The organism is Noviherbaspirillum galbum, assembly GCF_010974945.1.
GTDB classification, from domain to species: Bacteria; Pseudomonadota; Gammaproteobacteria; order Burkholderiales; family Burkholderiaceae_D; genus Noviherbaspirillum; species Noviherbaspirillum galbum.
The window spans coordinates 38,788-59,353 of sequence record NZ_JAAIVB010000069.1; the positions used below are offsets into that span (position 1 = coordinate 38,788).

At 52.9% G+C, this 20,566-nt stretch carries 20 protein-coding genes; 12 read left to right on the forward strand and 8 right to left on the reverse strand.

What is annotated here, in order from left to right:
* Nucleotide 1 precedes the first annotated feature (1 nt).
* From G3574_RS19875 to G3574_RS19885, 3 genes are read right to left on the reverse strand one after another with little or no spacing between them, the layout of a single operon-like run.
* Complete coding sequence (locus G3574_RS19875; protein ID WP_163967157.1) at nt 2-994, reverse strand: ATP-binding protein; 993 nt, start codon at nt 992-994, stop codon at nt 2-4.
* 13 nt (nt 995-1,007) lie between these two features.
* Nucleotides 1,008-3,011, reverse strand: coding sequence for a transposase family protein (locus G3574_RS19880; protein ID WP_163967159.1), 2,004 nt, complete (start codon nt 3,009-3,011; stop codon nt 1,008-1,010).
* Nucleotides 3,008-3,652, reverse strand: coding sequence for a hypothetical protein (locus G3574_RS19885; protein WP_163967160.1), 645 nt, complete (start codon nt 3,650-3,652; stop codon nt 3,008-3,010). The genes G3574_RS19880 and G3574_RS19885 overlap by 4 nt, the downstream gene beginning before the upstream one ends.
* A gap of 403 nt (nt 3,653-4,055) precedes the next feature.
* Here G3574_RS19885 and G3574_RS19890 point away from each other — a divergent pair, with 403 nt between their 5' ends.
* The 7 genes from G3574_RS19890 (at nt 4,056) to G3574_RS19920 (ending at nt 14,082) form a co-directional block, all read left to right on the forward strand.
* Nucleotides 4,056-5,003, forward strand: a complete 948-nt coding sequence (locus G3574_RS19890; protein WP_163967161.1) for a site-specific integrase — start codon at nt 4,056-4,058, stop codon at nt 5,001-5,003.
* 231 nt (nt 5,004-5,234) lie between these two features.
* The gene (locus G3574_RS19895) at nt 5,235-6,464 is read left to right on the forward strand and encodes a PDDEXK family nuclease (RefSeq protein ID WP_163967162.1); all 1,230 of its coding nucleotides are present in this window, start codon (nt 5,235-5,237) and stop codon (nt 6,462-6,464) included.
* A 12-nt stretch (nt 6,465-6,476) separates the two neighbouring features.
* Nucleotides 6,477-7,250: an endonuclease/exonuclease/phosphatase family protein gene (locus tag G3574_RS19900; RefSeq protein ID WP_163967163.1), complete on the forward strand. Its 774-nt coding sequence runs from the start codon at nt 6,477-6,479 to the stop codon at nt 7,248-7,250.
* A 15-nt stretch (nt 7,251-7,265) separates the two neighbouring features.
* Complete coding sequence (locus tag G3574_RS19905; protein ID WP_163967164.1) at nt 7,266-8,426, forward strand: ADP-ribosylglycohydrolase family protein; 1,161 nt, start codon at nt 7,266-7,268, stop codon at nt 8,424-8,426.
* Nucleotides 8,427-8,494: 68 nt separating this feature from the next.
* Complete coding sequence (locus G3574_RS19910) at nt 8,495-8,848, forward strand: hypothetical protein (protein WP_163967165.1); 354 nt, start codon at nt 8,495-8,497, stop codon at nt 8,846-8,848.
* 36 nt (nt 8,849-8,884) lie between these two features.
* Entirely contained in the window at nt 8,885-9,448 is a 564-nt protein-coding gene (locus G3574_RS19915; RefSeq protein WP_163967166.1) for a site-specific integrase, read from the forward strand.
* 230 nt (nt 9,449-9,678) lie between these two features.
* Entirely contained in the window at nt 9,679-14,082 is a 4,404-nt protein-coding gene (locus G3574_RS19920) for an AAA domain-containing protein (RefSeq protein WP_163967167.1), read from the forward strand.
* A 141-nt stretch (nt 14,083-14,223) separates the two neighbouring features.
* Here G3574_RS19920 and G3574_RS19925 read toward each other — a convergent pair whose 3' ends face one another.
* The 3 genes from G3574_RS19925 to G3574_RS19935 all read right to left on the reverse strand — a co-directional run bounded on the left by G3574_RS19925 (nt 14,224) and on the right by G3574_RS19935 (nt 16,868).
* The gene (locus tag G3574_RS19925; RefSeq protein ID WP_163967169.1) at nt 14,224-14,610 is read right to left on the reverse strand and encodes a hypothetical protein; all 387 of its coding nucleotides are present in this window, start codon (nt 14,608-14,610) and stop codon (nt 14,224-14,226) included.
* A 349-nt stretch (nt 14,611-14,959) separates the two neighbouring features.
* Nucleotides 14,960-15,841: a hypothetical protein gene (locus G3574_RS19930; protein WP_163967170.1), complete on the reverse strand. Its 882-nt coding sequence runs from the start codon at nt 15,839-15,841 to the stop codon at nt 14,960-14,962.
* Between the two features lie 448 nt (nt 15,842-16,289).
* On the reverse strand, nt 16,290-16,868 hold the full coding sequence (locus G3574_RS19935) for a hypothetical protein (protein WP_163967172.1): 579 nt from the start codon (nt 16,866-16,868) through the stop codon (nt 16,290-16,292).
* A gap of 671 nt (nt 16,869-17,539) precedes the next feature.
* Between G3574_RS19935 and G3574_RS28970 the strand changes: the two genes are divergently transcribed.
* From G3574_RS28970 to G3574_RS19945, 3 genes are all read left to right on the forward strand, one after another.
* Nucleotides 17,540-17,758 (forward strand): transposase, encoded by a 219-nt coding sequence (locus G3574_RS28970; RefSeq protein ID WP_407941688.1) that lies wholly within the window; start codon nt 17,540-17,542, stop codon nt 17,756-17,758.
* On the forward strand, nt 17,733-17,978 hold the full coding sequence (locus G3574_RS19940; RefSeq protein ID WP_163967174.1) for a site-specific integrase: 246 nt from the start codon (nt 17,733-17,735) through the stop codon (nt 17,976-17,978). Before G3574_RS28970 ends, G3574_RS19940 begins: the two co-directional genes overlap by 26 nt.
* A 237-nt stretch (nt 17,979-18,215) precedes the next feature.
* Nucleotides 18,216-18,836: a hypothetical protein gene (locus G3574_RS19945; RefSeq protein ID WP_163967176.1), complete on the forward strand. Its 621-nt coding sequence runs from the start codon at nt 18,216-18,218 to the stop codon at nt 18,834-18,836.
* Here G3574_RS19945 and G3574_RS19950 read toward each other — a convergent pair.
* Nucleotides 18,833-19,477 carry an IS630 family transposase gene (locus G3574_RS19950; protein ID WP_163967330.1) on the reverse strand — a complete coding sequence of 215 codons (645 nt, stop codon included), beginning with the start codon at nt 19,475-19,477 and terminating at the stop codon, nt 18,833-18,835. The genes G3574_RS19945 and G3574_RS19950 overlap by 4 nt on opposite strands.
* A complete protein-coding gene (locus G3574_RS19955) occupies nt 19,366-19,791 on the reverse strand; it encodes a helix-turn-helix domain-containing protein (RefSeq protein ID WP_163967178.1) in 426 nt (141 codons plus the stop codon). The genes G3574_RS19950 and G3574_RS19955 overlap by 112 nt, the downstream gene beginning before the upstream one ends.
* Nucleotides 19,792-19,874: 83 nt before the next feature.
* Between G3574_RS19955 and G3574_RS19960 the strand changes: the two genes are divergently transcribed.
* Both G3574_RS19960 and G3574_RS19965 read left to right on the forward strand, forming a co-directional pair.
* Nucleotides 19,875-20,165 carry a hypothetical protein gene (locus G3574_RS19960; RefSeq protein ID WP_163967180.1) on the forward strand — a complete coding sequence of 97 codons (291 nt, stop codon included), beginning with the start codon at nt 19,875-19,877 and terminating at the stop codon, nt 20,163-20,165.
* A 36-nt stretch (nt 20,166-20,201) separates the two neighbouring features.
* The gene (locus G3574_RS19965) at nt 20,202-20,531 is read left to right on the forward strand and encodes a Rap1a/Tai family immunity protein (protein ID WP_163967181.1); all 330 of its coding nucleotides are present in this window, start codon (nt 20,202-20,204) and stop codon (nt 20,529-20,531) included.
* Nucleotides 20,532-20,566 lie beyond the last annotated feature (35 nt).

The window sequence follows — 20,566 nt, forward strand, 5'->3', positions numbered from 1 at the left end:
TTCAATCCTGTGCCGGCAGGTCATCGGTCATGACGATGCGCAGCTCCTCTTGCGCGGCGACAAAATTGGATTCCTTGATAGCCAGCTGCCAGGTTAAAAGCGGTATCGAGAAGTGGTAATCATCCTGTGCAGCGCTTTCGCCCAAGGCGATTTCGACCGACCGTGCGAAGTACTGCATCGGTATCTGCAGGTCATAAGAGAAACCGGCGGCATCGTGAGCAGTCTTGAAAGTGTCCCACAAGACTGCGGCCTGATTAACCAGGCGAAACCCAGTACTATAGGCAGCCGGCAAGAAAAAGCGCGTGTACGACCACTCACTGTTGACCGGGAAGCACGCTTCGTCATAGCCCGCCAGGCAGGTGGCCACATCATCTGCCGATAGCAGGCCATGGAATTGCAGCTCGTCGATCATGAAGCGCGCAACGATCTGCGTCTCCCGGCTCAAACGAAACGCACTTTTTTGATTCAGTAGCTGTGGCTGGCCCACGAGCAGCGTGATCATGCGAATGCCGTACCGCTCGAGTTCATCATGGACGTCGCGCAGCCATTCATACTCAATGACGTCCAGACGCTGCGCTTCGTCAGCAAAAATGACGAACCAGTTGTGACCTGAGCGATTGACCAGCTCCATGATTCTCTCGTTGAGCCGGGCCCGCTTTTTTGGAACGCTGCCAGTGAATGCGCCTGGGTGACCGACTGCCTGCAGTAACAGTGAAAAGAAGGCGTCCTCTGACTTCGACCTCTTCTTTTGGCAACCGAAACTGAGGACCACTGCCTTGGGGTAATCTTCGCGCAATACGCGCATGACGTAGCGCACACCATAGGTTTTACCGAACCGCGGATGGGCAAAGATGATGCCGCCAGGCGTACGCAACCGAATTAGTTTCTTCACACGCAGGTACATTTCCTCGATCGAGGGGGTGGGCAGGATGTACTTTTGCTCGATGACGGGATGGCAGTCAAAAGAAACAGGACGCTGATAAGTGTCGGCCAAGGTAGTCCCCTGTCTAGAATGTGATCGTGCGTCTGATCTTCAGTTTTCGCGCTTGTGGCGGTTCGGCTGGAACCGTCAACTCCGGCACCGTTTCGCGCAGCAGTGCTCCACCCTCTGCAGTCGGTACTGGAGTGATTTCCCGCGGAGGCACTGATGTTGCTGGTGCATCCTCTGCCATGGCGTTGCTGTGCGAGGTTGCCTTTGCCAAGTCGGTCGCGGCACGCTTGCTGGTTTTTCCCTTGTGTCGCTTGTATTTTGCCCAGCACTCGACAGGGTCATCGCCATCGCGGTATTTCAGCTTTCCTTCCCGCTTGAGTCGGAAAATTTCCTGGCGCACGCGTAATGAGTGTGGGGTATAGCACCATGGACGGGCCGCCTTCAGCACGCCGAGCTCGGTTCCATCCTCAAAAAAAGCTTTCACGCTACGAATGTCACGCACATCAAAGTAAATACGCAGCTTTTTGCCGATCAATGACAGGCTGCTTGCCAGGATCGGGTTGGTATAGCGCACCTCCTGGAAATTGATATGAGGACGCGTCGTCGTATCACCTCTGATGGGTTTGATCCGTGCCTCCTGCAACAGGCAGAGGTTCTGGTGGACAACTCGCGGAAGCGTTCGCAAATAGCCGGGATCGCGTGCAAGCAGCTGCGCCATGGCTTCGAGCGGTGTCCTGTTTGAGACTCCGCTGTGCGGTGTGCCGTTGTAGTCCCCAATCACCACTTCAATCATCTCTTCCAGTTCTTCGAGTTCGACTAACAGGCTGAGATCTCCTTTTGGGTCGTTCAGGAGGCGTTCGATCGAGTCTGGGTTGCTTCCGGTGGTACCGGGCAATTGATGTGCGAAATTGCGCGCCAGAAGGTGGAAAAAACGCTCCACAAATGGACGTTCATTCGGTTCGGCGGGTGGACCGTTGTCGGGCCAGCAACCCACGATTTGGTTTAGGCGTGCGAGCGTGTCGATGGCGAGATGTGATTTGGCACCGTCGAAGCGGAACCATTCCCAGCAGGCATATCGTGTTTGAGGCAAGACCTCCGATGGGAAGCCTCCACCGCTGCGCATTTTCAGGTTCGGGAGCTTGTATTGGCGTGGGCGAAATGGGGTCAATGCCGCTTGCAAGGCTCCGGCAACGTCATCCTTGTTATATTCACTGGACAGTGCGAGCTTGTATCCGATGACAGCACGGCTGGCCACATCGAGCAGCACAAGAATCCAGATACGCGTCAGTTCCAGTAGGGTCTCGAAACCAAGCGGGTCCATGACCCGAACAGTGATCCGCAGATCCAATTTGTGGCCGTCAAACTCGACGACCTCCCATGCACGTGTTGCAGCTGGCGCTCTTGGCTCATCTTCTTGCGTCTGACCTGTTCCCCCGATACCTGAATGTTGCTTGGAAAAGCTACGGGGACGAATTTCGGATTTTTGCAAATAGGCCGCCATCGATCGCAGACCAGCCATGGTTTGGCTGAAGGGATACTCGTGCGGTTTGATGCCCAGCGCTCGGCACTTTTCGAGGAATTTCTTATGGATGCGGGCAAGGGCTTTGTGCGCACGACGCGCTTTGCCATGCTGGCGGTTGCGTAGCTTGACATAGCGCTGCAGAAATTTTTCTAACGCCGGATACTGTTGCAACAGCAGCGTAAAAGCGCCCGCCAGGCCACTCCCTCTTGCCAAATGGGGGCTGTCGAGCGAATGGGTGCGTTCATATTGCTTCAGGCGCGCGTAGGGTATGGCCGCACGCATTCCATAAATCCGCCCGTCGGCATGGCTGGTCAGACATCGATCTATTAGCCGGTAGACCGTCTTTGGTTCGACACCAGTCTGGCTTTTGATGATGGCCAGGGACGCCTCGGGGTTCTCAACGTAGAGCTCAATTGCCCGGCGGCGAGAAAGGAAGGCTGTGCGATCAGTATCATCCAGGGCGCCTATATCGACTGAAGGCCAAGTAGAAAGATCACGCAATTCATCTGGAAATGAGTCACGACTGAAATTGGCTTTGCCGAAGGCATGCGTTTTCATACAGGCTCGAGCACGGACGTGGGACCCAGGGGATTGGTGCCGATGTCTCTGCAGCGCAACTTGCCGTTATGGATAAGGATGAACACTGCTGACTGTACCAGCACGCTATCTTCGTCCTGAAATCTTTGCAGAATGGCTGCTAGCTGCGTAGGAGCGCTGATGCATTGCTCCACTTGTTTCAATAACGAGGGCATTACGTAACGGCGATTTGCTGAGAGCATGCGCACAATTCGTCCCCAGTTATCCAAAAACCATGCGCAAGCCTGGTGATCAATGGGGCAGACCTCGCGCACTAAAAGATGCTGTGATTCAGCCCACGTGCAAAATGCAGGGAAAGTTCTGGCAGTTTCTTCCGGAGGTGAGGCAACCTTGTCAGAAGAAATCAACCACAGTTCCTCGCGGTCGCAAAAGGCAACCCAGAAGTCGACGATTCTCTTGGGCGACGTATCAGGAATGACAACTGGACGTTCGCAATAGCTCAGAACAGCCGGATCAGCTTCCAGTTGGAGCCAAGTATTAAGCGGATTCTGATTAAAAAGGGAGAGATTACGATTAACCTTAAGTCCATGAACGTCGTAACGATGTGACTTAAACGGCCTAGCGTTTGTTATTGCTTTAGGGAAACGCAGATCTGACGCCATCACCCCTCCAGACCGCATAATGCGTATAGAGAAAGTGTAGGAGAGGAAAATTGGGAATTGTCAGATTTACTTCAAACTTTAGTGAAGTAAATCTGCCTAGATCAAAAAGGGGTGGCTAGCAAAATCAAAGACTTGCGCACTTCGTACATTGGCAGTTTTCCTTCACCGTAGGTTTCTCAACGTCGTGTTTGTAGATTCCGGATCTGGCCATGTCGGTCGGCGAATTTGATAAAGATTTACATACAAGCGTATTACATACCATGGAACGCAAAAAGGCAAGTTCATTTGGCGTGCAAATTTGCTTGGGATAATGGGGCGTTATCCGGTATGATCAGCCGGAAATGCAGATTTTTGGACCTTTCCAAGCGTAATGCCCGGTTTGTCAGCGACAGCGCCACACGTAATGACCAAGCTCGACCAGTACCTCGAAGCCGCGACCCGGGAAAACACCCGGCAAAGCTATCAATCCGCGATCCGGCACTTCGAGGTCGAATGGGGCGGCTTTTTGCCGTCAACCGCCGACAGCGTCGCCCGCTATCTCGCCGACCATGCCGAAACCCTGTCGTTGAATACGCTACGTCACAGACTGGCCGCGCTCGCCCAGTGGCACATTGAACAGGGTTTCCCCGATCCGACCAAAGCACCGGTAGTGCGTAAAGCGCTGCGTGGCATCCAGGCATTGCACCCGGCGCAGGAAAGGCGCGCGACACCGTTACAGCTTGACCAACTGGATCAGGTTATTTCCTGGCTCGACGGCACCATTGCGAAAGCGCATGAAGAGCACAACCGCGGCGCCAAACTACGCCACTGCCGGAATCGGGCGCTCTTGCTGCTCGGGTTCTGGCGCGGATTCCGGGGCGATGAACTGACCAGGTTGCGGGTAGAACACGTCCAAGCAGTCCCGGGCGAAGGCATGACCTGCTTTTTCCCGCAAACCAAAGGAGACCGGACTTATCAGGGCACGACATTCCGTGCACCAGCGCTTGCCCGACTATGCCCAGTGGAAGCCTATGTGGAATGGATTCATGTCGCCCAGCTCGACAACGGCCCGGTTTTCCGGGCGATCGACCGCTGGGGGCATGTCAGTGACCAGGGCCTCAATACTGACAGCCTGATACCGATTCTGCGTTCACTGTTGACGGAAGCGGGAATCGCCTCGGCCGAGCGCTACAGCGGCCACTCGTTGCGCAGGGGCTTTGCCAACTGGGCCACCGCCAATGGTTGGGACGTCAAAACGCTGATGGAGTACGTGGGGTGGAAGGACGTTCAGTCGGCTCTGCGGTATGTGGAGGCGGCAGATCCCTTCGCCAACTACCGGCTGCCATCCAGTAAGCACAAGTCAGTGGAATAGACGCAAACTGGAGAAACCGGTGCTGTCAGGAACCCGATTCGGGCACATTTACTTCCGCCCGTTCGGCGAGTGTCATTTTTCCTTCCGAAGTTCGGGTACTTTTACTTCAACGGACGATTAACTGGTGTGAAGTGGGATGTACGAGATAATTAAGTGTTCGTATTCCGTAAGAAAAGCACGATAGTCTCGTAAAAGCCAGTTTGCTCGACAGATAGAACATACAGGAGGCACATGTACACTGAATACATGGTGGTGGAATCATCTGGGTCTTCACCTAAAAGGGCAAAACGCCTACGTCTAGGTGATACATCTTGCCGTAACGAAGCTTGGTTGCGCGATACGCTTCATCAAAATCCTGACATTCTGCCGATCGCAGAAATTGATTCTTCATTTGGTCAGCTCATTCCCCTGTGCACCGAACTGCGCACAGGTAGTGGGCCGATTGACCTTGCGTTCATCAACCAGCATGGGCGCCTGACTCTCGTTGAATGTAAGTTGTGGCGCAATCCTGAAGCTCGTCGTGAGGTCGTGGCTCAAATCCTCGACTACGCACGTTCCATAAGCAGGTGGTCCTACTCAGATCTGCAACGCCAAGTTTCAGCCGCCACAGGCATAACTGGCAACGTTCCTTTTGAGCTGGTGCGGAGCAAGTTTCCTTATCTTGAGGAGCATGCGTTTGTTGATGCAACGGCTGCAGCCATGCGGCAAGGACGATTCATGTTGCTGATTGCTGGAGACGGTATTAGAGAAGATGTGGGCGCGATCGCCGAGCTGATCAACCGTAATGCAGCATCAGCATTTGCATTCGGCATGGTTGAGGTCGCCCTATATGACTTGGAAGGTTCGGCGCTGATTATTCAGCCGCGCGTTGTCGCTCGTACGCAAGTCATACCGCATCATGTGGTCGTTGTCCAATCAGAAACTGGCTCCGTCCCTATTTTGAATGCTGAAGAGACGGGTGATCTGGAAACTGGGAGGGTTGGTCGACCCGACACGGAAGTAAAAGAGGTCAACGCGCAGCATGAGATATACAGGCACTGGTGGAAACCTGTCCTTGCTGCGTCCATAGACGATCCTGATCAAGAACCACCAAAGTTGTACTGGCCGAACAATGTGCGGCTGCCATTGCCTTGGCCGGGTGTCTGGATCCTTCTTTATGCCACACGAAATGGCCAAGGAGAACTGGGAGCCTGCCTTGCAGGCCGAGCTGGCGCTTATGCTGACTTCATCGAACGGCTAAGGCCAAACGTGGACAAAATATTAATGCAGCTACCCGAAAAGAGTGAATTTAGAAAATTTTCAACCGGTGATGACTTTACATTCACTATCACTCGTTCAGGTAGCGACTTCGCATCCGACCAAGAAAAAACTCAATGGCTCGCGAAAATGGCAAACGTTTTTGTCAACGTATTTCGCCCGATAGCCAAGGAACTCATTCGGGACAGCAGCAGCCCCCTATAAGGGTATTCAAGGATGACTATGATCGATTTCCCAAGCCGCCCGCACTTACGTATTGCCACCTGGAATTTAAATCGGCCTAAGTTAGGTAGCACTGAAAAAAACAAGATGCGCAGCGAGGTCATTCAGAAGTGGGATGCCGACATCTGGATACTAACTGAAACAAGTGATGCAATTCAGTTGCCAGGCTTTTCTTTTGCAGCTTCAGATAAAGGTTGCTCAAGCTATGCGGCCGGCGAGAGCTCGGCTACGATCTGGTCTCGGTTCCCAATAAGGCGTGTCCTGCAAACATTTGACGCAACGAGCAGCGTTTGCGCTGAAATACATTCGGATATTGGACAATTGCTGGTATACGGCACCATCATTACCTACGCAAATGACCGCGGGGACGGGACAAAAAAACGGTGGGAAGAACATAGGCGAGCTATCCAAGCACAAGCTTTAGACTGGGTAAAATTACGACGGAATTTTCCTCAGCATCAGCTGATAGTTGCGGGGGATTTCAATCAAAGCCGTGACGGATCTGGGTGGTACGAAGATACTACGTCAGTAAAGCTTCTAACAGAGGCTCTAAAAGAGGCGAGTTTGGCATGTGTAACTGAGGAAGATTTCAGACAAAAAGGTCTCCTTAAATCCCGCGCGACGATCGACCACATCTGTCTCTCTGAATCTTTGCAAGTAGTGCCAGAATCGCTACGAGCTTGGGAGGGCTATACAGAGGGGGGCAATAAGCTAAGCGATCACAATGGGGTATGCATCGACATCGCAAATTCCGCACCGAAGTCCTAGACGCAAAGAGGCAACATGTCAGATCTGTACGATAGCCAAAATCATGCCCCGACTCTGCCTCGTATCTGTAACGATGCTCTGCGTCGGGCACGGTTTCGAGGCTGCCTCCTCGCGGGTGCAGCCGGTGACGCATTGGGTGGAGCAGTAGAATTCAGCAGCCTTTCGGAAATACGCCAGAACCATGGGGCAAATGGCATCAGTAATTATGTGCAAAGCTTCGGTTCCATGGGGGCCATCACCGATGACACCCAGATGACCCTTTATACAGCAGAAGGCTTATTACGGGGATATGTGCGTACGCAGACGCGCGGCCTTGGAACAAGCCTTGTCGCAGTTACTGCCCATGCCTACCTGCGTTGGCTGCTCACTCAAGGCATAAGGTCCCCCTTGCTACGCGACGACGCAATAGACGGCTGGCTTTCTACACATCGGGCGCTGTATTCCCGGCGAGCACCCGGCAGCACCTGTTTGTCGGCCCTCTCTTTGATGTCATCTTTTGGCAATAAAGCTGAAAATGACAGCAAAGGATGCGGAGGAGTGATGCGTGCAGCACCTGTGGGTCTGTTCATGTCATCCAAATTACTAGAAAACAAAAGCTATTACATCGCTGAAACATTCAAGCTCGGCTGTGATGTGGCGGCGATTACGCATGGGCACCCGACGGGGCAGCTGCCATCCGGCACACTCGCGTTACTTGTTGGACTCCTCGTCAACGGCGAATCGCTCGATAACGCATTGAACATTGCACTGCGCGAGTTGCAGCAACACGATAAACATCAAGAATCGTTAGATGCAATTGTTTTGGCGCGGAGCTTATCCAGTTCCGATATCAGCGCTGAAGCTGCTATCCAGAAGATCGGCGAGGGGTGGATTGCCGAAGAAGCACTTGCGATTGCCGTTTTCTCCTGCTTACGTGCAAATGATCTTCAAGAGGGGGTAATAATGGCGGTCAATCATGGAGGAGACAGTGATTCAACAGGGGCGATTGCAGGAAACATCCTCGGGGCGATGTTTTGTGAAGAAGAAATCCCTCAACGTTGGCTAAATGAATTGGAACTGAGGGACGTGATAGGACAAGTCGCCGACGACTTGGCAGTGTTTCACGAATGGCGCCTCGATTGGCAGGACAACCAGGAAGAGTCTACATTTTATTGGACAAGATATCCGGGTTGGTAAGTTGCGAATAAATTTGAGCAATTTCTGCTACTCACAATGTTTCGCCTGATTTGCGCCTTAAAACCGACATGTCCAAGCTCGACCAATACCTTCACGCCGCCACGCGCGAAAACACGCGCCTAGCCTACCAGTCAGCGGTTCGGCACTTCGAGGTCATGTGGGGCGGCCGCCTACCGGCCTCTACCAAAAGCGTGCTCGAGTACTTGGCGCATTACGCTGCCAGCTTATCATTCAGCACGCTGCAGCAGCGTCTGGCGGCACTGGCTCAATGGCACAAAACCCAAGGCTTTGCCGACCCTACCAAGGACGAAAAGGTGCGCAAGCTGATGCGTGGCATACGGGCATCCCATCCCGCGCAGCAGAAACAGGCCAAGCCGCTGGAACTCGACCAGCTTGAGGCGGTGGTGCGTTGGCTTGACTAGCAAACGGCGACTGCCCAGGAAACGGGCAACCGGAAATTGGCACTGCGCAGCCGGCGAGACAAGGCGCTGCTGCTGCTGGGTTTCTGGCGCGGGTTCCGCGGCGACGAGCTCGCTAGCCTACGTGTAGAGCATGTCAACGCGTCTGCCGGCCAGGGCATGTCCTGCTACTTCCCGAAGACTAAGGGAGACCGGGCATACCAGGGATCGACCTTCAAGGTATCGGCGCTGCGCAAATTGTGCCCGGTCGATGCCTATCTGGATTGGATCAGTGCCTCCCAGCTGGTCGAAGGGCCAGTTTTCCGGGGAATTGACCGATGGGGGCATGTGCGCGATGAGGGATCGCGTACGGACAGTCTCATTCCCGTTTTGCGAAGCATGCTGGAAGGCGCGGGGATTGAATCGGCGGAGTTATATAGCGGGCACTCCCTGCGCCGCGGCTTCGCGAACTGGGCGTCGTCCAATGGATGGAACATGAAGACCTTGATGGAGTACATTGGATGGAAAGACGTCAAATCAGCGATGCGTTACGTTGATGCCATCGATCCGTTTGCCAAGAGCGTGCTGAAAGCGCTGCCCGAACCCTCGATTGACAAATTGTAGGGACACACGCTTTACAGCGTACATCAAAGCTGTTTTGGCACGCGCGAATCCGAAAGCCCAGCGTTTCATTGTCACTAAGTCGTTTCAGATGGGGACAAAGGTGGGCGACCATCATGAGAAAAAGGTAGGATCCGTACAAAAGGCATGCCGGCTGCATATGGCAAATAATCAGTTTGCCCTCGAGAGGAAATTGTAAAATCTCAACACGCCGGAAAAACAGGGGTAGGTAGATGACTGACATAACAGAGCAGCCGGATTCGAAGTCGAGAGCACTAACTGAGGATGGCGTGGCAGGATTTGCCAAACACGTGCTGCGCTATTTCCAAGACTTCATCGAAACTGACTTTCGACGTCATCAGGCCCCTCGGCGACGCATCATTTACAAGAGTGATGCTGGGTTTAGGATGGGAATCCCCTTACGAAAGTACAGTACGTTATTCGAGACAGCTTGGAAAACTGTCCGCCAGCCATTAACCCAGCCGCTGGAAATCCGTATCCCCAAGGGGCGTTTCGCCGCTCCGCTCTCCCCTACGCTACGTGACTTAATCGCCAAGCAAGTGGCCGCGCTTCCAGACGAAAGCTTCGCGAGCATTCGCAGCGGTGTTCTCGACTGTGCGATCAAACATCGCAGCGCCGGCGCCCGGGATGCCGAAAAGTATGTGGAAACCGTCGCGGTGCAGTTTGTTGACGATTTTGGGCAAAGAGTCGTGGCAGGATTGCTTTCCACCCTTGAGGAGCCGTTCAAGCAAAGCGCTTATTCGGCAGTGGAGTCCATTTACGATATCGAAGCTGACCTGATCGACACCATCACCAGACCCGTCAGTGACCGGATTGGCGAGCCGCTCAACACGCTGATTGTGACCGGAGAATCTGCTGAACTCGAAGCGTTGTTGGACGAATACTTTGCAACCGTGGATGTGCGCAAGTCCCTGACGGACTTCTTCGAGCAGTTTTCAACGGCCGACGCGTTCCTTGAAATGCGGGACTTGGATAACACGTTACGCACTAGCGAAGGTCAAAGTCTTTACCTTTATTTGTGCGATATCCGGTTCGGGACTGCGACGTTCCCGTTGTTTTACATTCCGCTCGATATCCGGTTCGATGAACAAGCTACAGCGTTTGTGCTCAAGGCCGACCCCCATCTTTACATCAACAAGCGTGCGCTTGACTGGATTGCTCAGGAAATGGCTTCCGACTCTGGCCGCACATTCATCTCCCCGGTGAAAGATCGAATCCTTTACCTGCCTGAAAATGAGTGCTTCTCTGACGCAGCGGTGAAGCAGCTGAACAATATGGCAAAGGCGATTGAAGTCGCAGCCGACCTCGATCTTTCGGGAAACCGCCTAAAAATGGTGGACAGCGCCAGCGTGCGCATGTCGAACGCGGCTTACTTCGCGGTATTCGACAGAGCCGATGAAGCCATTCTTTCCGATTATGAAGCGCTGCTTACTGCTGTGGAAAGCGATAAGCAGGAGGCTGCAAGTATGTTTGAAGGTATCGTGCGCGCCATGATCATGGACGAACCGAAAAATGCGACACCGGCAGTCGAGAAGACGTGGGAAGGCGTCAGCGTTCCGGATCGGCTCGTTGCACCTTCGCCTATTCCAGTTAACGAAGAACAGATAAAGATTCAGATTGCCCTGAATTCGAAGGACTGTCGACACATTATCGTGCAGGGCCCGCCCGGCACGGGCAAAAGCCACACGATTTCGGCAATTGCATTCGACGCCATTCTGTCGGGGAAGAACATTCTGGTTCTCTCGGACAAGCAGGAGGCACTGGACGTGGTCGAAGACAAACTGGCTGCGACCTTGGCGAAGGTTCGGCACGGGGGCGACGATTTTCCCAACCCAATTCTGCGCCTCGGAAAGACCTCGACATACCCGAAGCTTATCGCGTCTTCATCGCTCGAGCGCATCAAGGAACAGGATCGAGCGCAGCGGGCCAATGCAACTCAGCTTGACGAGGAAACCAAATCGGTTCATGAGTCACTGCGTGAAAATGTGGCCAAAACCATTCATGCGTACTCCAGCGTTCGACTCGACGAGGTGCAAAAGCTGACCGTAACCGAACGCATGATCGAGGAAAAGCTGCCCGGCTCAACCGAACGATTGCGTGACCCTCTGTTGCCCGCCCATCTTGAAGTCCTGGCACAGGCAGTAAGTGCTGTGGGGACCGAGCACATTCAGGAAGTAGCTGGTTCTTTGCCTGATGGCGGGAGCAGCAAGCCGGATCTCCAGTCGGGTGTTCGCGCGCTGGTTGTCGCCAAAGCCGTCATGGATGTCGCCAAACGTCCTGAGCTGCTAGGTCTTTTCAAGGACCTCACTCCCAGTCACATTCCGGTACTGACGCGGTTCATTACTGACTATGAAAACGCAAAATGGCCGATTTTCGGTTATTTATTTAGTCGAAAAAAGGCAAAAGCAATCGATCAACAGGTAGGTGCCGCGCTTCCTTGCATCAATTCGCTTGACATGCATCGGAACGTTGACGGGCTTAGGCAAGTCGTGGACACACTCTCCGCAATTCAGCGCGCGGCGTCCGAGTGCAATTTTGCCGAACCCCGTGTCAGCGTGGTGTACAACATACTCGCCATGAACAGGACCGCACCCGGCACCGCAAAACTTGTCGACGGTCTGGTAACAGCGTACACAACGGTCTTCCCGGACCACTGGCCGTTCACTGAGAGCGCAGCACCTGGTGAGGTATTGGTCCAAATCTACCAGTTGGCATCTTACGCGGTCGATTGGCATCGGATCTCCAATACCTTCAACGCCGCTCCGGCATTCGACTACGTAGGCGACAAGTCGCGTCTGGAAACCCTATATGCTGCACGAATGGGACGGGAGATCGATAGCAAGTTTGTTCAGTTTGTACAAGAAAACCGGGCACTTGCCAGATCCATTGGGGACGTCATCAAAGCCAAGAAGCAGTTTCCAACAAACGAATTTGACCGATTTTCCGGGGCTTTCCCTTGCATTATTGCCGGCATCCGCGACTATGCGCAGTATGTTCCGCTCAAAAATCAGTGCTTTCAAATTGTGGTGATCGATGAGGCCAGCCAAGTTTCTCTGGCGCAGGCATTTCCCGCCTTGTTGCGTGCTGAGAAAGTGGTGGTGTTCGGGGATGAGAAGCAGTTTTCGAACGTAAAGTCGCAACAGGCAAGCAAGGAGCGCAACGCGACCTACCTCACTGACATGGAAGCATTTTTTCGTCGGAATGTCTCCAGTGCCGCTGATCGGATCGAGCGTTTGAAACAGTTTGACGTGAAAAAATCGGTGCTGGACTTCTTCAAGCTCATTGCAAACACCGAGATCATGCTGAAGAAGCATTTCCGTGGGTATCAAGAACTAATCAGTTTCTCCTCCGAGCAGTTTTACGGCGGTCAGCTGCAGGCTATCAAGGTGCGAGCCAAGCCATTGACCGACGTGCTTTCATTCAAAGTTTTGGAGCACGACGGACGTGCTGAGAAGCATCGCAACAGTAATAGTGTAGAAGCAGAATTCATTCTGGGCGAACTTCGGCGCCTGATTGACTCTGGCGCAGAAGAGTCTGTAGGCATCATCACGCCGTTTCGGGAGCAGCAGGAGGCGCTTTCTCGGTTGCTGATGAACGACACCTATGCCGATCGCTTTCAAAAGCAGCTTCGGTTGAAGATAATGACTTTTGACACTTGTCAGGGCGAAGAAAGGGATCTCATCATTTATTCCATGGTGGCTACCCGTGCCCATGACGCATTAAACTATATTTTCCCGGTATCCCTGGATGAAGACAAGGAAAGGATCGAGGAAGCATTAAAGGTTCAGCGCCTTAATGTCGGGTTTTCCAGGGCAAAGGAAGGTATTTTGTTCGTCCTATCCAAGCCTACCAACGAGTTCAAAGGCAGTATCGGACGCGCAATCCGTCATTTCGAGTCGGTTTTGTCCCGCCGCTCGATCCCGAACGGAGGCCCGACCGAGTCCCCTATGGAGGCAAAAGTTCTCGATTGGCTCCAGAAGACAGCGTTCTACCAAAACAATGCAGACGTGATCGAGCTGCAAACCCAGTTTAAAGTTGGAGATTACCTCCGTCAGCTAGACCCGTCTTACAGCGACCCTGCCTATCGCGCCGACTTTTTGCTCACTTATTACGGAGACCCAGATGATGACGGCGATGACGTCCGGATCATCATTGAGTATGACGGCTTTGCCGAACACTTCGTACGCCGCGACACAGTGACGGCAGCGAATTGGGAGCGGTGCTATAAAGAATCGGACATTGAACGGCAGCTTGTGATCGAGTCTTACGGGTACAAGTTCTTGCGCGTAAATCGGTTCAACTTAGGGAAAGATCCAATCCAGACGCTTTCAGACCGCTTGTTCCAGCTGGTAAGTCACGCTTCCCAAACATCTGCGCTTCAGAGCGTAACAAGAATTTTGGAAGACACCGAAGGACTGCAGAACGGCAGCGTCAAGCCTTGTCCAAAATGTGAGCGTATTTTGGATATTTCTGCATATTTCGATCCCAAGTTGCGTAGTCATCTGGGTGGAACAGGACGCGTATGCATGGAATGCAAAGGGCAAGTCATTCCATCCAAAAGTAGCCAAGTGCGTAGATCAAATGGAGTGCGAGGAGACTTACGAGGTGGACGTTAAATGATTTACGACTACGCTTTCTCGACGCACAAGATTGGGTAACCTTGTTGGCTGGGATTGATCATAAAAGTATTGCAAACATGTGTTAGAACATGTCCCAACGAGACCAGTGGCCGGTTCTTGGTGTCGCTGAGACTATGGCTACATCTGTTCGATCAAACTCGCTAGACTTTCATCCTTGAGGTTTTCACGCACGTGCAATAGTTGCAGTATCGGGGTCGGCCCCTCCTTCTCCCACTTGATGTTGTTCATTAGCACCATCATCGAGTCCGACATCATTACCGCCATCGGCCAGTCCTTCGGGGGTTGATTGCGGGCGATTGCTGCCATTTCCGGTAGTCCCTCGTCCGACATTTCCAGCGCCGCCCGACCATGATCCGGTTCTGCTGCGAACAAGCGTTCCACCTTGGCGGCCATTGCTTGGCGATACTGCGCCGGGGTGAGAGGCCACGCTGCCGACACGGCCAGGACGGTTTGCAGATTGTTCGGCACTGTCTTGGGCGACCAAACTTTGTTGGAATTGTTCATGAAATTCGCTTCATATAAGTATAGGGGAGCGCCACCGCAAGTTCATGAGCGCTCTTGTCAAAGGTGCCAACCTACTATCGGCTTCATCGTTCATGGGCGGTTTCAATTAACGTCAAACGGATGAAAATGCACACTAAGCAAAAGAACGTTAAAAACACGTAAATTTCGAATCAATGGTTATCGATTTAGATTCGCGATAAACCGTATCATTTTGCACCAAAAGCACGGTAACCCGAACAATGACTATTTGCGGGCTCAATTAGGATGATTTGCCATCGCCGCGGTGGCGCAGCAACACAACGCTGGCCTGTTTATGTGAGTAAGCATATAGCTTGTCTCGCCGCTGCAGTTACACCCTGTAGAGCCCTCCAAGGGCGGCAAACACCTCGCCGCTTTCAGTGACAAGGTAGACCGACACTTTAAGCGCGTGCAGCGAAGTGCGCGTGCCATGAATCAGTCGCCGGTAGGTCATGAAATCCGGAAAACACAGTGCGATTTCTTTGTCCGGGTGCTGTTCAAGCAGCATCAGCATTTTCAGCATCGCATGCGAATACCACTGCCGAGCCTGGCTGCTCGGGGAAGTAATCTTGGCCTGTCCACGGTTCGCGCCATGATCATAGACCGTGGTGGGGAAACCCTTTACTTCAAACAGAACATGCCGACCATTACGCACGGCTTCCAGATCGATGCCTGCCTCCTTGCTTTCGGTGTCGGCAAAGCGCTGAATATGCCAACCCTCGCGATCGAGATACTGTCCTAATAGAATTTGCACGTTGCCCTCCCAGTGCCAAGGCCGGCCCTCTACGAGCGATGAGGGCAGCAACGGCCTCGGCGTCGCGGCCACGCCATGAGCGATGTGTGGCTCGTTCCTACTCAGTTGGGCCAGGGAGGCAGTGGGCGTCGGTGGTGAGACGACTGCGGCTTGCGGGATAACGATTGACGCCGCCGTCTGGGGTGGCTGAATTGGCTGAAAACCATTCGAGGGCGTGGCTAAAGACGCCGGCGTGCCTCCAGAAAGCTTTTCGAACAGCGTGTTGCCAATCTTGATGCGGCCGCAGTCGCAGCAAAGCAGGCCATATTGCCGAAAGATGCGCTTCGCGTGAGAGAGACGGCCAGCCAGAGCATTGACCTGCTGGCGCGGGCTGACATTGGCGATGCGGGATATACAGTCGTCACACAAGGCCCCGGGGGCGGCGCCCAGTGTTTCAATAATGCGATCGATATTTGTCATACGCTCTCCTCGATCATAGCGCCCGCGCTTGTTGATGCCAATCGTCGGTTTGTTTAGTGTAGTAGGGGCGCGGTGCATGCCGTTTGCCCAAGCGCAGTCCTTGTCCAGTCACTTGGCGTTAGGGCAAAGCCTAATGAGATTGCCGAATAGGAAAACCAGTGCTCTAGTGCTCTCTCAATTGAGGCAGCGTACTTTGAGTGCAGAATGATACGTTGTAGTCGCAAATATCATGCAATTTCAGCGACATAGCAGGCCGTTAATTCATCGCGTCACCTCGCCACCCAGTGCTTTGATTTCACGACGCTTTTTCGCTTGAAGCGCATCAATCTGCACTCAAAGCACGCTAATCCCCAGACGTGTTCGGCAGACGTATGGTGTATGCCAAGAACCGGACGAAGCACCAGGACGCCACTGGCTTTCTTGGGCAGAACCTGATGACGACGACCCGTCACTTACGTGAGTTGGCAATGATGAGCGCGCCGATGATGATGGCGACGCTCACGGGCAGCCCAGAGATAGCGCCAAAAGCAGCCCAAACAATGCCGCCGAAAATTGCCACAATTAGCAGTACCCAGAACACTTCGTGCATGCAAGCCAGCGCCATGACTACTGCACCGACAGGGACATACCACTTTGCACCGCTGTCTGCCGTGTACCAAGCTAGATAAATCAGGAAAAACCCCAGAGGGTAGCGTACATACCAAGCCTCAAAAATCTTGTCGATTTTTTCCTGTGCGGCTCGCGAAGCCGCTTCATTCTTGAGTCGCTCTTCTTCCGAGATGACTGGATTTTTCTCGATGATTGACCCTGGACGCCGCTCGATAGTCGTTTGAGCCCGGCCTGCCAAGTAAGCCAGCACCAACCCGATAAGGATGACAGGTATGCCGGCCCAAACGTTGACTTTGGCAGTAAATACTGCGGCAATAACAAGCGAAAGAATGACAACGCCGGTCGCATGGACGACCCGTTCCCGAATTGTCAAAGGGCGATAGATGTACGGGCTAGTGTCTTTGACAGATTGCTCCATAGCTATTCCCCTTTTCTTTTTGCAATTTTACAATAGCCCAGTTTTTGAACCTAGCGAAAAAGCCGGGGAGGCACCCACCCGGCAGACCCGTGTTTAGTTGTTTTCTAGGTTATTTCATGTGCTTTCTTTGTGTAAATTGAATTGAGGCGCTTCAATTTATGCGAGCGACCCGGCGGTTCAGCTCTTTCTGGGGTAAGTGCGCTTTTCATGCATTTTGCTTCGGTGTGGAGCGGAAGTCACTTAAAAATCAACGATCTAGGCAACCAGTAGAAATGAATAAATCGTTCCCCGTAAGTCCTTGAAAATGCAGCAGAACTTCGCTGGAACCGCACGAAATTGCATAGAGAGTACGCTAACCCCGTTTACCAATAGATTGAATTTCAGTTAAGGTTTCTATTTGGCAACTTAAAGGGCAAAGATATGAAAGAACCGATCGTGGCGGCTTCGGTGGCAATCGCAATTGCACTCGTTGTTTGCACCTATCTTTTCATGAGACCAGTTTACTCATGTATGGCTGTGGCAGATGAGGCGCTCAACGCAATGATTATGTGCATTCATGGATTCCGAAATGGCAGTTAGAACTCATTTCATAAATACGGTCTGCAGGAAATCGACGTCCCAGGGAGCGAGCTATGGCGACAGGGCTATTTCTTACGGACGCGTAGTGGAGCATTCTCGCGCCGCTGATTCCACCTCCAATCCGTCGAGCAGACTATCGCGTCAGACCGGTTAAACACGATGACCGTTCCGTGATCGACAGTGTGCTCTGGGTGCTTCGCACTGGCACCGCCTGGGGATTACCGAGGGACGTCGTTTGTCGCAGCAGGGACCGGGAGACACGTCGAGGACATCGCAGGGCAAGGCATGTCCTGCTACTTTCCGAAGACTAAGGGAGACCGAGTCTACCAAGGCTCGACCTTCAAGGTCCCTGCACTGCGCAAGTTGTGCCCGGTCGACGCCTATCTTGACTGGGCGTCGACCAATGGCTGGGATCTGAAGACGCTGATGCAATACGTCGGCTGGAAAGATGTCAAGTCAGCGATGCGGTATGTTGATGCCGCCGATCCGTTTGCCAGAAGCGGCCTGAAGGCGCTGCCCGCTGCTGAGTGATCTCTAGCCTGGTAAGCCTTGATGTACCTTATCGTCTAGCAAAGTGTTTGCACGAGTACCTAGTAGGGCTACCGTTAATACCATGGAACATATATTAGATGGTGCATCGATCCCCGGTGCGTATCAATCCATACCAAGCACAGTTACTTCAATCAACCGGCTGACCAATTCATGTGATTCTATCTGCGTAGTTGGCATGTAGAATGTTAATGATGTCAATCTACCTTGATAAGATTTATGTCCGAGACAATCTCGTCCCACAAAGCCCAGAGACCTGCCACGTTTCTTAATGTTATCGCTGCAGGACTTGTTCTGACGGCCTTTGCAGCTCCGTTCATATTTGTAACGGATGCGGCTGACGATATAGCAGGCCGAGTCGCAGAAACGATGGGAGCAATGCTCATCCCGTTTGGCCTGGCGTGGCACATGACAAAAAATGACTCAAACCGTGCGAAAGCAATCGGGAGAATTTTCGCTGCGGTTGTTGTCTGTTTAGTAGTTGGGAACGGCGTATTTCGGTCTTTGCGCCAAGAAGAACAAGCGAAAAACTTTATAAAATCAGTTCTTGAACATACTGAAAAACAGATAAAGCCGTATCAAGAGCTGGATGCCCGCTTCAATGCTATTAACCTATCTACTGTGCTGACACCCGAGACTGTAATAACTGCCAAAGGACGAGACGCCGCACGACAGGTTGTTCGCCAATTCAGAGACTTGCTGGCCGAGCGCGAAGTCATGATTAAAGTGAACACCGCCTCCAACGAAAACTTTATTCGAGATAATGCGCCAAACGAGCGCCTGCGGAAAGTGGCGCTTTCTGGCTTTGAACGCAATCAATCACTACAGCGGATTACCTAATGGTTTAGGGGGTATCCGCAATGAGCAAACCAGCCCCGGGAGTCCCTATTGCTGATGGTATTGATGGCTTTTCTAATCGCCTCATCGAGCTCCTCACGCGTACGTGCTTTTAAGCTGCGCAGTTTGGTTTTCAGTTTCGACCAGCAGGATTCAATCGGTGAACAGTCCGGAGAGTAAGGCGGCAGGTAAATGAGCTCTGCGCCTCGCCTGGCAATTGTTTCGGCTATGCCAGCCACCTTGTGAGCACCAAGGTTATCCATGACGACAACATCGCCTCGGCGCAGTGTCGGTGCCAGCACCTCCGACACATAGGCCCGAAACACCGCTGCATCGGTAGCACCTTCAACGGTCATCACCGCATCAAGTGCGTAACAGGACAGCGATCCGATGATGGTGACGTTGTGGCCGTAGTTTTTAGGAGTGGCATCATGAACCCGCATGCCTGGTCTGGCCCTGCCGAAGCGACGCGTCATCTTCAGGTTCACGCCGGTTTCGTCAATGAACTTGAGTTTCTTGACCGGGCACTTGGCTATCTTCTTGTAATACCGTCGCCGCTCCTGACATACCCGCGTGGTGTCCCGTTCGCAGGCATGTACGGCCTTTTTTTTCGGCGCAATCCCATCTCCTGCAGCACCCGACAGATTCTCGACGTGCTCACCAGAGGGCCATTGTCGCGCACCAGTTGCTGCCGCAGTTCGGCCAGCGTCATATCGGGTTGTTTTGCCAGGAAGCGGCGCAGTTGCTCTCGGGCTTTGTCATCGATGCGCGCTGGTGGTCCCAGGTGATCCGGCTTGCGGGGCGAAACATCGCCGGTGCGTCGGTACAGTCGCAGAATGTTTTCCACAGTAGCCAGACTGACCTGGAAATACTCGGCTACCTCGCGTTGCGACTGCGTACCACGTTGGCAAGCTTGAACGATTCTCCAACGCAAATCCATCGAATAAGGAACGGGCATGATGGCACCTCTTCTGCAGGCAGGTGACCATATGACTCTCTATCCCAGCAGATGTTCTTTCTCTTTCTTCACCCTAAAGGCACGTGCAATTCGCTGTAAGTCAAGCAGCTGTAAAGGAGTTAGAAAAAGCTCAAAATGACCAGTCCGAAGCCTTAATGGCGTTACTTGATTGGATCAGCACGCAGCAGGGTAAGTTAGGTGCGAAAGACGGCAAGTTTTTGTTTTCAACGGAAGTACAGCGTGCAGAAATGTTGACGTACCTTGCCAGAATAGAGGCCGCTGATAAAGCGGCTGAAAAAGCAGCGAGTGCAGTGCAACTGCAAACCGCACTTCAGGCGCAGGGACGTGAACGAGCGAAACAGATCGCAAACTAGCCGTTGAAATGGTTGCCAATACAAGCGAGGGATGGCATGAAAAAATTGGCGGGACTATTTCTCTTCGTAGCCACTGCAAGCGCTTTTGCAGATACAGGGAATGAGCTTGCAACGGGCTGGGAAGAGTATAAAAAAAGCGAAAATGGACTTTCTGCAAACCATTACCGGATCGGACATTTCTCAGGCTACGTCATTGGCGTTGCAGACGCCAGTTCTTATTGGTGTCCGCCGTCGAAAGGCTTGACGCAAGGCCAGCTCCATAAAATCGTGGGGAAGTACATAGATAACAATCCCCAAAAACTACATATGCCGGCGGCTAGCGTAGTCATGTTAGCGTTTAAAGAGGCGTTTCCTTGCCCTAAATAAGCTAGCGCTACTAGAGCCGGCTTGGTCTCAGCGAC